Annotated in this window: 9 protein-coding genes; all 9 read left to right on the forward strand. The window is 44.6% G+C overall.

Translation table 11 applies throughout. The annotated features are described in order from the left end of the window. Positions 1–1245: an ATP-dependent Clp protease ATP-binding subunit ClpX gene (gene clpX, locus BQ5591_RS05475; protein WP_022164359.1), complete on the forward strand. Its 1245-nt coding sequence runs from the start codon at positions 1–3 to the stop codon at positions 1243–1245. A 146-nt stretch (positions 1246–1391) separates the two neighbouring features. Then, positions 1392–3575 (forward strand): DNA helicase RecQ, encoded by a 2184-nt coding sequence (recQ, locus tag BQ5591_RS05480; protein ID WP_071148691.1) that lies wholly within the window; start codon positions 1392–1394, stop codon positions 3573–3575. Between the two features lie 102 nt (positions 3576–3677). Further along, the gene (gene guaB, locus BQ5591_RS05485; RefSeq protein WP_071148692.1) at positions 3678–5153 is read left to right on the forward strand and encodes an IMP dehydrogenase; all 1476 of its coding nucleotides are present in this window, start codon (positions 3678–3680) and stop codon (positions 5151–5153) included. Positions 5154–5253: 100 nt separating this feature from the next. Then, on the forward strand, positions 5254–6801 hold the full coding sequence (locus BQ5591_RS05490; protein WP_071148693.1) for a peptidylprolyl isomerase: 1548 nt from the start codon (positions 5254–5256) through the stop codon (positions 6799–6801). Positions 6802–6858: 57 nt separating this feature from the next. Then, positions 6859–7701: a peptidylprolyl isomerase gene (locus tag BQ5591_RS05495; RefSeq protein ID WP_022164363.1), complete on the forward strand. Its 843-nt coding sequence runs from the start codon at positions 6859–6861 to the stop codon at positions 7699–7701. Between the two features lie 16 nt (positions 7702–7717). After that, the gene (locus BQ5591_RS05500) at positions 7718–9088 is read left to right on the forward strand and encodes a peptidylprolyl isomerase (protein WP_022164364.1); all 1371 of its coding nucleotides are present in this window, start codon (positions 7718–7720) and stop codon (positions 9086–9088) included. A 2-nt stretch (positions 9089–9090) separates the two neighbouring features. Then, positions 9091–10878 carry an OstA-like protein gene (locus BQ5591_RS05505; RefSeq protein ID WP_071148694.1) on the forward strand — a complete coding sequence of 596 codons (1788 nt, stop codon included), beginning with the start codon at positions 9091–9093 and terminating at the stop codon, positions 10876–10878. Between the two features lie 4 nt (positions 10879–10882). After that, entirely contained in the window at positions 10883–11173 is a 291-nt protein-coding gene (locus BQ5591_RS05510) for a hypothetical protein (protein ID WP_071148695.1), read from the forward strand. 5 nt (positions 11174–11178) lie between these two features. Then, the gene (gene mutL, locus BQ5591_RS05515) at positions 11179–13092 is read left to right on the forward strand and encodes a DNA mismatch repair endonuclease MutL (protein ID WP_071149345.1); all 1914 of its coding nucleotides are present in this window, start codon (positions 11179–11181) and stop codon (positions 13090–13092) included. The last annotated feature ends 52 nt before the right edge of the window (positions 13093–13144 follow it).

The raw sequence follows: 13144 nt of genomic DNA on the forward strand, positions 1-13144 counted from the left end.
ATGGCAGATTCGAGACGAAATAAGAATAGATGTAGTTTTTGTGGTCGTTCGGAAGATGAGGTAGGCTTTCTTATCACGGGCATGAACGGCTTCATTTGTGACAGTTGTGCTACCCAGGCCTATGAGATAGCACAAGAAGCAATGGGAGCCGCCAAAAAGAACGGGGTCTCAAAACTGAATCTTGCGGAATTGCCGAAGCCGGCAGAAATCAAGGCTTTTCTTGATCAATATGTTATTGGACAAGACGATGCCAAACGTTATTTGTCAGTATCTGTTTATAATCATTATAAACGTCTGCTGCAGAAGGATGCAGGAGATGATGTAGAGATTGAAAAATCGAATATCATCATGGTAGGAAGTACTGGTACCGGTAAAACATTACTGGCACGTACGATTGCCAAACTGCTGCATGTCCCTTTTACCATTGTAGATGCGACGGTACTGACCGAGGCTGGTTATGTGGGCGAAGATATAGAAAGTATCTTGACCCGTTTATTGCAAGTGGCGGATTACAATGTGCCCGAAGCTGAACGGGGTATAGTCTTTATCGACGAGATCGATAAGATTGCCCGCAAAGGAGATAATCCTTCCATTACCCGTGATGTTAGTGGCGAGGGAGTACAACAAGGCCTGTTGAAACTGCTTGAAGGTTCGGTAGTGAATGTTCCTCCCCAGGGAGGGCGTAAGCATCCTGATCAGAAGATGATTCCTGTGAACACGAAAAACATTCTGTTCATTTGCGGTGGTGCTTTCGATGGAATTGAGAAGAAGATCGCTCAGCGTTTGAATACGCATGTCGTCGGTTATAATGCTGTGCGTAATACGGCTACTATTGATAAAAAGAATCTGATGCAGTATATCGCTCCTCAAGACTTGAAGTCGTTTGGACTGATTCCTGAAATCATAGGTCGTTTGCCGGTATTGACATATCTCAATCCGCTTGACCGTAATGCATTGCGGGCTATTTTGACTGAACCTAAAAATTCTATCATCAAGCAATATATAAAGCTGTTTGAAATGGACGGAGTACAGCTGACTTTCGAGGATGCTGTTTTTGAATACATTGTCGATAAGGCGGTAGAATACAAGTTGGGTGCCCGTGGATTGCGTGCCATTGTGGAGACAATCATGATGGATGCGATGTTCGAAGTTCCTTCCGAACAGAAAAAAACATTTGTCGTGACGTTGGATTATGCCAAAAGCCAGCTTGAAAAGGCTAATGTGGCTCGTTTGCAAAATGCTTAAAATCAAAAGCTAATCTTTGTCTGATTACTTTTTTTGAAGTTTCAGAAAAAATAATCAGCAGAATATGCTTGAAATTTAAGAAGTTGTTTATAACTTTGTTAGTGTGACTAATAAAACTGATAATTGAATAAACAACCTAACGAATCATGGCAGGGAAGAATATAAATTTGACAGACCAGCTGAAGAAATACTTCGGGTTCGACACATTTAAAGGAAATCAGGAAGCTATCATTAAAAACTTGTTGGCAGGTAATGATACCTTTGTATTGATGCCTACCGGTGGAGGAAAATCTTTGTGCTATCAGTTACCTTCGTTGTTGATGGAAGGAACGGCCATTGTAATTTCTCCCTTGATTGCTTTGATGAAGAATCAGGTCGATGCGATGCGTAACTTTAGCGAGGAAGAGGGAGTAGCCCATTTTATTAATTCTTCTCTGAACAAGAGTGCGATTGATCAGGTGAAGTCAGACATTATTAACGGCAAGACCAAGTTGCTGTATGTCGCGCCGGAATCGCTGACGAAGGAGGAAAATGTGGAGTTTCTTAAGACAGTGAAAATTTCGTTTTACGCTGTTGACGAAGCTCACTGTATTTCGGAGTGGGGGCATGATTTCCGTCCGGAATACCGCAGGATTCGTCCGATTATCAACGAGATAGGAAAGGCTCCGCTGATTGCACTTACTGCGACAGCCACACCGAAGGTGCAGCACGATATTCAGAAGAATCTGGGTATGATAGAAGCACAGGTGTTTAAGTCATCCTTCAATCGGCCTAACCTTTATTATGAGGTACGTCCCAAAACAGCCAATGTGGATCGTGACATCATAAAGTTTATCAAGAATAATCCTGAAAAATCGGGTATTATTTATTGCTTAAGCCGGAAAAAGGTGGAAGAACTGGCCGAAATACTTCAGGCAAATGGCATTAACGCACGTCCGTATCATGCAGGAATGGATTCTGCTACGCGTACTCAAAATCAGGATGATTTCCTGATGGAGAAGATCGATGTTATTGTGGCTACAATAGCATTCGGTATGGGAATCGATAAACCTGATGTACGCTTCGTGATCCATTATGATATACCGAAAAGTCTGGAGGGATATTATCAGGAAACTGGCCGTGCCGGTCGTGATGGAGGAGAAGGACAATGCATTACTTTTTATACCAATAAAGACTTGCAGAAACTGGAAAAGTTTATGCAGGGAAAACCTGTAGCAGAGCAGGAAATAGGCAAGCAGCTTCTGCTGGAAACCGCTGCGTATGCCGAATCATCCGTGTGCCGCCGCAAAACGCTGCTGCATTATTTCGGTGAAGAGTACACGGAAGATAATTGTGGAAATTGTGACAACTGTTTAAATCCGAAAAAACAAGTGGAAGCTCAAGATTTATTATGTACTGTCATTGAAACTGTTCTTGCCGTAAAGGAGAACTTCAAGGCAGATTATATTATAGATGTGATACAAGGAAAGGAAACTTCTGAAGTTCTGGCTCATTTGCATGAAGATCTGGAAGTGTTCGGATCCGGAATGGGAGAAGAAGATAAAACCTGGAATGCCGTTATTCGTCAGGCTTTGATAGCCGGTTATCTGAGCAAAGATGTAGAAAACTATGGTTTGCTGAAGGTGACAGATGAAGGACGTAAATTCCTGAAGCATCCGAAATCTTTCAAAATTGTGGAAGATACCGATTTTGAAGAATTGGAAGAAGAAGCTCCGATGCGGGGAGGAGGCTCGTGTGCTGTGGATCCGGCGTTATATTCCATGCTGAAAGATTTGCGCAAGAAGCTGTCCAAGCAATTGGAAGTTCCGCCTTATGTAATTTTCCAGGATCCATCGCTGGAGGCAATGGCTACCATTTATCCTGTAACGTTGGAGGAACTGCAGAATATTCCCGGAGTAGGAGCAGGCAAGGCTAAACGTTATGGTGAAGAATTCTGTAAGCTGATCAAACGCCATTGTGAAGAAAATGAAATTGAGCGTCCGGAAGACTTACGTGTGCGCACTGTTGCCAACAAGTCGAAAATGAAGGTGGCTATCATTCAGGCGATCGACCGTAAAGTAGCTTTGGATGATATAGCAATGTCGAAAGGCATTGAATTTGACGAATTGCTGGATGAAATAGAAGCCATTGTTTATTCTGGTACCAAACTGAATATCGATTATTTCCTCGAAGATATTATGGACGAGGATCATATGCTTGATATTTACGATTACTTTAAAGAATCGACAACGGACAACATTGATGATGCGTTGGATGAATTAGGCGATGATTTTACCGAAGAAGAAGTGCGTCTTGTGCGTATTAAGTTTATCTCGGAAATGGCAAATTAAGCTTGGAAAGTTAGCTTAATAAAAGAAAAATATTGCGTGTAGATATACGGACATGGAATAAAAACCGTATATTTGCACGCAATAAATTTTAAACGCATACCTATGTCATTTATTGCTGATAAGATTGTTATGGATGGATTGACTTACGATGATGTATTGTTAATCCCCGCTTATTCTGAAGTACTTCCTAAAACTGTCGAACTCTCGACAAAGTTTTCAAGAAACATTGAGTTGAAAATTCCTTTTGTAACGGCTGCTATGGATACTGTTACAGAAGCCAAAATGGCAATTGCCATTGCGCGTGAAGGTGGAATCGGTGTGATTCATAAAAACATGTCTATCGAAGAACAGGCACGCCAGGTAGCTATTGTAAAGCGTGCTGAAAACGGTATGATTTATGATCCCGTTACCATTAAGAGAGGCTCTTCTGTTGCCGATGCATTGTCGTTGATGGCAGAATATAAGATTGGAGGTATTCCGGTTGTAGACGATGAAGGACATTTGGTAGGAATTGTCACTAACCGTGACCTTCGTTTTGAGAAAGATCATAGCAAACGCATTGATGAAGTGATGACGAAAGAAAATATCGTCACAACCAATCAGACAACCGATCTGGAGGCTGCAGCGCAAATACTTCAGGAACATAAGATTGAGAAACTGCCTGTTGTGGACAAAGATAACAAGCTGGTTGGTCTGATCACTTATAAAGACATAACAAAAGCCAAAGATAAACCTATGGCCTGCAAAGATGCAAAAGGACGTTTGCGCGTAGCAGCTGGTGTAGGAGTTACGGTTGACACACTCGACCGTATGCGTGCTTTGGTTGAGGCTGGAGCCGATGCTATTGTAATTGATACAGCTCATGGACATTCTAAATATGTTATTGAGAAGCTGAAAGAAGCAAAGCAAGTTTTCCCTGATATTGATATTGTAGTAGGTAATGTTGCTACCGGAGAAGCAGCTAAGGCTTTGGTTGAGGCTGGTGCTGATGGAGTAAAAGTTGGTATCGGTCCGGGATCTATCTGTACAACCCGTGTTGTTGCAGGTGTGGGCGTTCCCCAGCTGACTGCTGTTTATGATGTTGCCAAAGCTTTGGAAGGAACCGGTGTGCCTTTGATTGCTGATGGTGGTTTACGTTATTCGGGCGATGTTGTCAAGGCTCTTGCTGCTGGTGGTTGGAGTGTGATGATTGGTTCTTTGGTAGCTGGAACAGAAGAGTCGCCGGGCGATACAATTATTTTCAATGGCCGTAAATTTAAGTCATATCGTGGTATGGGTTCTTTGGAAGCAATGGAAAATGGTTCGAAAGACCGTTATTTCCAAAGCGGAACCAGTGATGTGAAGAAGCTTGTACCTGAAGGTATTGCGGCCCGTGTACCGTATAAAGGTACTTTGTATGAGGTTATCTATCAGTTGGTAGGTGGCTTGCGTGCCGGTATGGGTTATTGTGGTGCTGCCAATATCGAAAAGCTGCATGAAGCTAAGTTCACTCGTATTACTAATGCTGGTGTTCTTGAAAGCCATCCTCACGATGTAGCTATTACCAGCGAAGCACCTAATTATAGCCGTCCTGAATAATAACAGTGAGATAAAGTTAAAATGCCCGGGGAGTAGTATATGCTTTTCGGGCATTCTTTGCTTTAAAATAGCTTTTTAAATATTTATCTTTGTAGCAAATATGATTGTAGGAAAATGGTTCCGTTTTGCCTGTATACTGATTGGGCTTATATTGATTTATCCCATGATGTTACAGGGAAATCCGTTGATGATACGTATCAACGGAAAGGAAATCTCATATTCGGATTTTAGACGGATATGTGAGCGGGACAGTATTTTCTTTCCTACTGGGCGAATGGATCCGATTGACCGTTTTATTGATTTTTGCTTGATGGTTGAGGCTGCCCGACAGGCGGGAATGGATACTTTGCCGGATATTCGGCAGCAGGTAGAAGAATATCGTCGAAAGCTGTCAAAGCCTTATTTGCTTAACGAACAAGTTATTGATAAGATTGTAGAAGCAACGTACAAGAGGATGGCAACCGGGTATGATGCTGAACGTGTGCAGGTTTGCCATGTATTTAGATATCTTCCTCAAAACGCGTCTGCCCGGATGCTTCATGCTGCCGAAGTACGTATGGATTCGATATACGAGGCAATACAGAAGGGGAGCTCTTTTGAAGAGTGTGTGCGGTGTTTTTCTGATGAGAAACAGACGTTTTGGGTAGGTCGTTTGCAGATGCCTATAGAATTTGAGGATGTTGTTTTCCGTATGAAGCCAGGGCAGATATCAAAGCCTTTTTTCACACCTCAGGGAATTCATATCGTAAAGGTGCTGGCTAGGGAAGAAATCCCTCCATTTTCTGCCATCAAGGACAGTCTGATAGAAAAGCATGTCGGTCGGATTCAGGTGAAAAAAGAGATGGCATCTGTTGTGGAAAAGTTGAAGAAGGATTTTGGCTATAATCCCGATCATCTTGCGATGCAGGAACTGCATAGGACTGGCCATACAACTCGGACTTTGTTTGTCCTTGGCGGCAAACCTTATACGGGTGTTGATTTTAATGCTTTTGCCGCAGCTCACCCAGGAACTATATCTCGACAAATAGAAGACTTTATCGCCAAGTCTGTACTCGATTTGGAGAATTCTTGTTTGGAGCAGAAATATCCGGAACTGGCTGGACAGTTGCAGGTTTATCAGGACAGTTTGCTGGCTTACGAAATCTATCGTAAGGAAGTGTATGAGAAAAACTTTTGTGATGATGCTCGGCTGAAGTCGTATTTTGAAACTCATCGGGCTAAGTACGATTGGAAAGAACCGCGATACAGGGGATTGGTTGTTCATGCCGTTACCAAACGGATGGCCAAACAGGTCCGTAAGTTTTTGAAGAAATTGCCTGAGGCGGAATGGAACAATGCTGTGCGACTTGTTTTCAATGTGGATGGGAAGTCGCAGGTCAGCATTGAATACGGTACGTTTGCGGTAGGTGAAAATGCTTTTGTTGATGAACTGGTGTTTAAAAAAAGGAAAGCAGTTCCCTTGCCGGATCATCCTTTTACTGTTGTAGAGGGGAAAAAAGTGAACGGTCCTGAAAGCTATCAGGAGATTCGTGACAGGCTTTTGGTTGATTATTATCAGGATGCGGGGCTACGTTGGTTGGACAGTTTGAGGGCTGTAAGTAAGGTTGAAATTAACCAAGAGGTTTTAAAAACCGTTAATAATCACTGAAGCAACCAATTAAACCACTATCTTCGTAACTCAAAATAAAGAAAATATCATTTAGCAATGCGAACAACCTGTTTTGGGCTTATTTTTATGCTACTTTGTGTGTCGTGTGGCGAACACTACGACCATGAAGGAAAGACGCCTTTGGTAGAGCTGAATGGGAATTTTCTTTATCGTGAAGATTTGCAATCGGTGTTGCCACCCGATTTGTCGAAAGATGACAGTTTGTTGTTCGCCGAGAACTACATCCGTAATTGGGCAGAGGATATTTTATTGTACGATAAGGCATGTGATAATATACCCGACAATAAGGAAATCGATAAATTGGTTGATAATTACAGAAGGGCACTGATTATGCACACTTATCAGCAGGCACTGATACATCAGAAGTTGGCTGATGAGATTACTGAACAAGAGCTGGTCGATTATTATAATAATAACCAGGGGCTTTTCAAGATAGACCGTCCCTTGATAAAGGGACTCTTTATTAAAGTTCCGCTGACAGCTCCTCATATTGCCAATGTCCGTCGTTGGTACAAGTCGGAGACTTCCGATGCTGTAGAACATCTGGAGAAGTATCAGATGCGGAACGCTGTGAAATATGAGTACTTTTATGACAGATGGGTTCCTGTGTCCGAAGTGCTTGGCATGATGCCTTTGGATAAACCCGATGCTGAGGAATATCTCAATAAAAACCGCCATATAGAGCTGAAAGACACAGCTTTCTATTACTTTTTGAATGTAAGCGATTATCGTCCGGTTGGCGAACAAGAACCGTACGAATTTGCCCGTAAACATGTGAAAGATATGCTATTGAACCTGAAGCAAGTTGTCTTTATGAAAGATTTGAAAGACGGCATGTACGAGAGAGCGGTGAAAAAGAATGAGATTAAATTTTATTAGTAATAAGACATCAAGAATGAGAAAGTTTATGAACGTTAAGTTTATAGTTTTGTTTGCCTTGACATTACTTGCCGGTTCTGCTGCTTACGGACAAGACAACGTGATTGATGAGGTAGTTTGGGTAGTAGGTGACGAGGCTATATTAAAATCCGAAGTGGAAGAAGCACGTCTGAATGCTTTGTGGGAAAACCGCCGGTTCGACGGTGATCCGTATTGTATGATTCCTGAAGAGATTGCTGTGCAGAAACTGTTTTTGCACCAGGCTGCTCTCGACAGTATTGAGGTTCCTGAAAATGAAGTTATTCAGCGTGTTGACTATATGACCAATATGTATATTGCCAACATCGGTTCGCGCGAGAAGATGGAGGAGTATTTTAATAAAACATCCAGCCAGATTCGCGAGACTTTGCGTGAAAATGCCCGCGAAGGGATCACGGTGCAGAAGATGCAGCAGAAGCTGGTTGGAGACATCAAAGTAACTCCGGCCGAAGTACGCCGTTATTTTAAAGATTTGCCACAAGACAGTATCCCTTATATTCCTACTCAGGTGGAAGTGCAGATTATCACACAGCAGCCTAAAGTCCCTTTGGAAGAAATAGAGGATGTAAAGAGACGCTTGCGTGAATATACAGAGCGTGTCAACAAAGGAGAAAGCTTTACGATGCTGGCACGTATGTATTCCGAAGATAAGGGTTCGGCTATCAACGGTGGTGAGCTGCCTCGTTTTATGGGACGTGGTGAGCTTGACCCAGCTTTTGCCAATGTCGCCTTTAATCTTCAAAGTCCTGATAAGGTGTCGAAGATTGTAGAATCGGAATTTGGTTATCACATCATTCAGCTGGTAGAAAAACGAGGCGACCGCATTAAGGTACGTCATATTTTGCTGAAACCTCATATTCCCGAGGCTGCACTGACGGCTGCTACTGAACGTCTGGACTCTATTGCCGATGATATCCGTAACAATAAGTTCTCGTTTGAGGAGGCTGCTTCTTTGCTTTCGCATGATAAGGATACGCGCAATAACTACGGTTTGCTGCCTAATCCCAATAATAATACTTCCAAATTCGAGATGCAGGAACTGCCGCCCGAGATTGCCAAGGTGGTAGACAAGATGCAGGTAGGAGAGATTTCAGAAGCGTTCACAATGATTCCCGAACGTACGGGTAAGGAAGAGTGTGTCATTGTTAAGCTGAAGAGTCGTACCAACGGACACAAAGCTACCGTGGCCGATGATTACCAGAATCTGAAAAATATTGTATTGGAGAAAAAACGTGCAGAAGTGTTGGACAAGTGGATACGCGAGAAGCAGAAACACACGTACGTCCGCATCAATGATAAGTGGAAAAAAGATTGTGCTTTCAAATATCCGGGCTGGATTAAAGAATAAATATGAAAAGATATAAGAATGGTCTGCTATACAGGCATAGATACCTCCTGACAGGTATTCTATGCCTGTTTGGTGTCTGTTTGTTAGGAGCTCAAGACAAAAAAACGCTATCGAAGACACCGGTTAGGAAGACGGAGAGAGTTGTCAAGGACACTGCTGTGCAGGATACAGTGGTGAAAAAGAAAACTTCGGCTCAAACTACCGGAACTTCTCATGCTTCCGGTGGGAAGAGAACGAACCAGAGAGCCGGGAAAACACGTGTCGACCTGTTGTACGCCGACGAAGCACAGGCTGACAAACAAATGCGTCCCGATGTGCAGGTACTGATTGGTTCGGTGCGGTTGAGGCATGACAGCATGTATATGTTTTGCGACAGTGCTTTGATTTTCGAGAAAATAAATTCGGTGGAAGCCTTCGGGAATGTTCATATGGAACAGGGAGATACGCTGTTCATTTATGGCGATTATCTGTATTATGACGGAATGTCGCAGTTGGCCATGTTACGCGAAAATGTCCGGATGATCAACCGTAATACGGTGCTTACTACCGACAGTTTGAACTATGACCGGCTTTACAATCTGGGTTATTATTTCGAAGGAGGAACGTTGACCGACGAAGAAAACGTTTTGACTTCAGTGTGGGGAGAATATAGTCCCGCTACCAAATTGGCAGTATTCAATCATGATGTCAAACTGGTGAATCCGAAATTTGTGCTGACTTCGGATACTCTGAAATACAGTACGCAGACAAAGATCGCAACCATCCTTGGACCGTCGGACATTGTGAGCGAGCAGAATCATATTTATTCCGAACGTGGATTTTATAACACCAATAGCGAACAGGCCGAGTTGCTGGACCGTTCGGTGCTGACCAATCAAGGGAAAAAACTGACTGGCGACAGTCTTTTCTACGACCGGAAGCTGGGATACGGAGAAGCATTCGATAATGTTCAGATGAACGATACCGTCAACCGCAACATGCTGACCGGTGACTACTGTTTCTATAACGAGTTGACGGGAAATGCTGTGGCAACCAAGCGGGCTGTGGCTATCGACTATTCGCAGGGCGACAGCTTGTTTATGCATGCCGATACACTGCGTTTGGTGACCTTTAACCTCGATACCGACTCCATGTATCGTGAAATGCGTGCCTATCATAAAGTACGTGCTTACCGTACCGATGTGCAGGCAGTGTGTGACTCGATGGTATATAACTCTAAGGATTCCTGCATGACAATGTACACCGACCCCATCATGTGGTATGGCGAACAGCAGTTGCTGGGCGAGGAAATCAAGGTGTATATGAACGACAGCACCATCGACTGGGCTCATATCATCAACCAGGCATTGGCTGTAGAACAGAAAGATTCCATACACTACAATCAGGTGGCCGGAAAAGAAATGAAAGCCTATTTCGTTGGAGGAGAAATGCGCCGGGTCGATGTCAACGGTAACGTATTGGTTGTTTTCTATCCTGTTGAAGAGAAGGACAGTACGCTGATGATGCTGAACTATTCTGAGGGAGGCTTCCTGCGAATGTTGCTGAAAGACCGTAAAATGGAACAGGGAGCTTTTATCGGCAAGGCCAATGGCATAGCCTATCCGATGGATCAGATTCCTGCGGAGAAATACAAACTGCCTTCTTTTGTCTGGTTCGATTATATACGCCCTCTCAATAAAGATGATATTTTTGAGTGGAGAGGTAAAAAAGCAGGTGACGTATTGCAGAAAAGTGACCGAAAACCTGTAACTTCGCCAAGGAATATGCATATCAAACGAACTAAAAAATAGAGTTATGGGAATGTTTACAATGCGGAAACCCCGCGGCTTTCATCATCCCTATATCTATGTGGATGAGCGGAAAGAAAGATTAGCGAAGATGGAAGAGAAAGCCAAGCGCGAACTTGGCATGTTGCCCGAGAAAGAATTTTCGCCCGAAGACATCCGGGGGAAGTTTGTGGAAGGAACCACCCATCTGAAACGCCGCAAGGAGAGCGGACGTCGCCCCATGCACTTTGGGGTGGCCTTGATTCTGATAGCCGTCCTGTTCTATATATGGTATGCCATCAGTAATGGGATTATTTGATTATCATGAGCGATATCATTCATTTACTTCCCGATTCGGTCGCTAACCAGATAGCGGCCGGAGAGGTGATTCAACGTCCGGCATCGGTTATTAAGGAACTGGTAGAGAATGCCATCGATGCCGAAGCACAGGAAATACATGTTTTAGTGACGGATGCAGGAAAGACCTGTATCCAGGTGATTGACGACGGAAAGGGTATGTCCGAAACGGATGCACGTCTTTCCTTCGAGCGTCATGCCACTTCCAAAATCCGTGAGGCGGCCGATTTGTTTGCCTTGCGCACCATGGGTTTTCGTGGCGAGGCGCTTGCCTCGATTGCGGCCGTAGCCGAAGTAGAGCTGAAGACCCGGCCGGCCGACGAGGAACTGGGTACCCGTCTGGTCATTGCCGGATCGAAAGTCGAGAGCCAGGAAGCTGTTTCCTGTCCCAAAGGCAGTAACTTCTCGGTCAAGAACCTTTTCTTCAATGTGCCTGCCCGTCGTAAGTTTCTGAAAGCCAACTCTACGGAGCTGAGTAATATTCTGGCCGAGTTCGAGCGCATCGCGTTGGTGCATCCCGATGTGGCCTTCTACCTTTACAGCAACGATGCCGAACTGTTCAATCTTCCTCCCATGCCTCTGCGCCAGCGCATTCTGGCAGTGTTTGGCAAGAAGCTGAACCAGCAGTTGCTTTCGGTCGACGTGGATACCAGCATGATAAAAATCTCAGGCTATGTGGCCAAGCCGGAGTCGGCACGCAAGAAAGGGGCACATCAGTATTTCTTCGTGAACGGGCGTTACATGCGTCATCCCTATTTTCACAAGGCAGTGATGGAGGCTTACGAGCAGCTGATTCCTGCCGGCGAGCAGATTTCTTATTTCATTTATTTTGAGGTCGATCCTGCCAATATCGATGTGAACATTCATCCTACCAAGACCGAAATCAAGTTCGAGAACGAACAGGCCATCTGGCAGATTCTGTCGGCGGCAGTCAAGGAGTCGCTGGGTAAGTTCAGTGCCATCCCGCAGATTGACTTCGATACGGAAGACATGCCGGACATTCCGGCCTTCGAACAGGCCCGGCCGATAGAGCCGCCCAAGGTGCATTATAATGCTGATTTCAATCCGTTCAAGTCATCATCTTCGTCATCGTATGGTGGCGGGGGCAGTTATTCCCGTCAGCAGGTAGAGTGGGAAGGGCTTTATGCAGGTTTGGAGAAGGCCAGCAAGATGAATGCGCCGGAGTTTACGGAACCAGACGGTGAAAGCTGGGAGGAAGAATCTGCATCCGACGCCTTTATGGCTTCGTCGGCTGTTACTGCTCCTTCGGATACAGCGCCTGCATCGCTTTACGGTCAGGAGACCGGGATGGAAAAGGGTGCGCAACATCTGCAGTTCAAGGGACGTTTCATTCTGACTTCCGTCAAATCGGGACTGATGCTCATCGACCAGCATCGTGCACATGTGCGGGTGCTCTACGAACGCTATATGCAGCAGATTCGTCAGCATCAGGGCATGTCGCAGGGAGTGCTTTTCCCCGAAATCGTTCAGTTCCCGGCTTCCGAGGCTGCTGTGCTCGAAAGCATTACCGACGATTTGTCGGCAGTGGGCTTCGAACTGACTTCATTGGGTGGGGGCAGTTATGCCATCAACGGAGTTCCTTCGGGCATCGACGGACTGAATCCGGTAGAACTAGTGCGCAGCATGGTGCATACGGCCATGGAGAAAGGTTGCGATGTGAAGGAAGAAGTGCAGAGTATGCTTGCGGCTACGTTGGCACAGGCAGCCGCCATCGTTTACGGTCAAGTGCTGAGTAACGATGAAATGGCCAATCTGGTCGACAGTCTGTTTGCCTGTCCTTCGCCCAATTACACGCCGGATGGGCATGTGGTACTGGCTACTATCCGTGAGGATGAGATTGAAAAATTGTTTTCTAAGTAGGACAAATAGAATAAATTTCATGTATAATTTGAGGGACTGATTCTTTATTTTG

Source organism: Bacteroides ndongoniae (genome assembly GCF_900108345.1).
Taxonomy (GTDB): Bacteria; Bacteroidota; Bacteroidia; order Bacteroidales; family Bacteroidaceae; genus Bacteroides; species Bacteroides ndongoniae.

Bases quoted from the DNA above. Each gene is read 5' to 3' on its own strand.
- clpX (WP_022164359.1), top strand. From the start codon at position 1: ATGGCAGATTCGAGACGAAATAAGAATAGATGTAGTTTTTGTGGTCGT.
- recQ (WP_071148691.1), top strand. From the start codon at position 1,392: ATGGCAGGGAAGAATATAAATTTGACAGACCAGCTGAAGAAATACTTC.
- guaB (WP_071148692.1), top strand. From the start codon at position 3,678: ATGTCATTTATTGCTGATAAGATTGTTATGGATGGATTGACTTACGAT.
- BQ5591_RS05490 (WP_071148693.1), top strand. From the start codon at position 5,254: ATGATTGTAGGAAAATGGTTCCGTTTTGCCTGTATACTGATTGGGCTT.
- BQ5591_RS05495 (WP_022164363.1), top strand. From the start codon at position 6,859: ATGCGAACAACCTGTTTTGGGCTTATTTTTATGCTACTTTGTGTGTCG.
- BQ5591_RS05500 (WP_022164364.1), top strand. From the start codon at position 7,718: ATGAGAAAGTTTATGAACGTTAAGTTTATAGTTTTGTTTGCCTTGACA.
- BQ5591_RS05505 (WP_071148694.1), top strand. From the start codon at position 9,091: ATGAAAAGATATAAGAATGGTCTGCTATACAGGCATAGATACCTCCTG.
- BQ5591_RS05510 (WP_071148695.1), top strand. From the start codon at position 10,883: ATGGGAATGTTTACAATGCGGAAACCCCGCGGCTTTCATCATCCCTAT.
- mutL (WP_071149345.1), top strand. From the start codon at position 11,179: ATGAGCGATATCATTCATTTACTTCCCGATTCGGTCGCTAACCAGATA.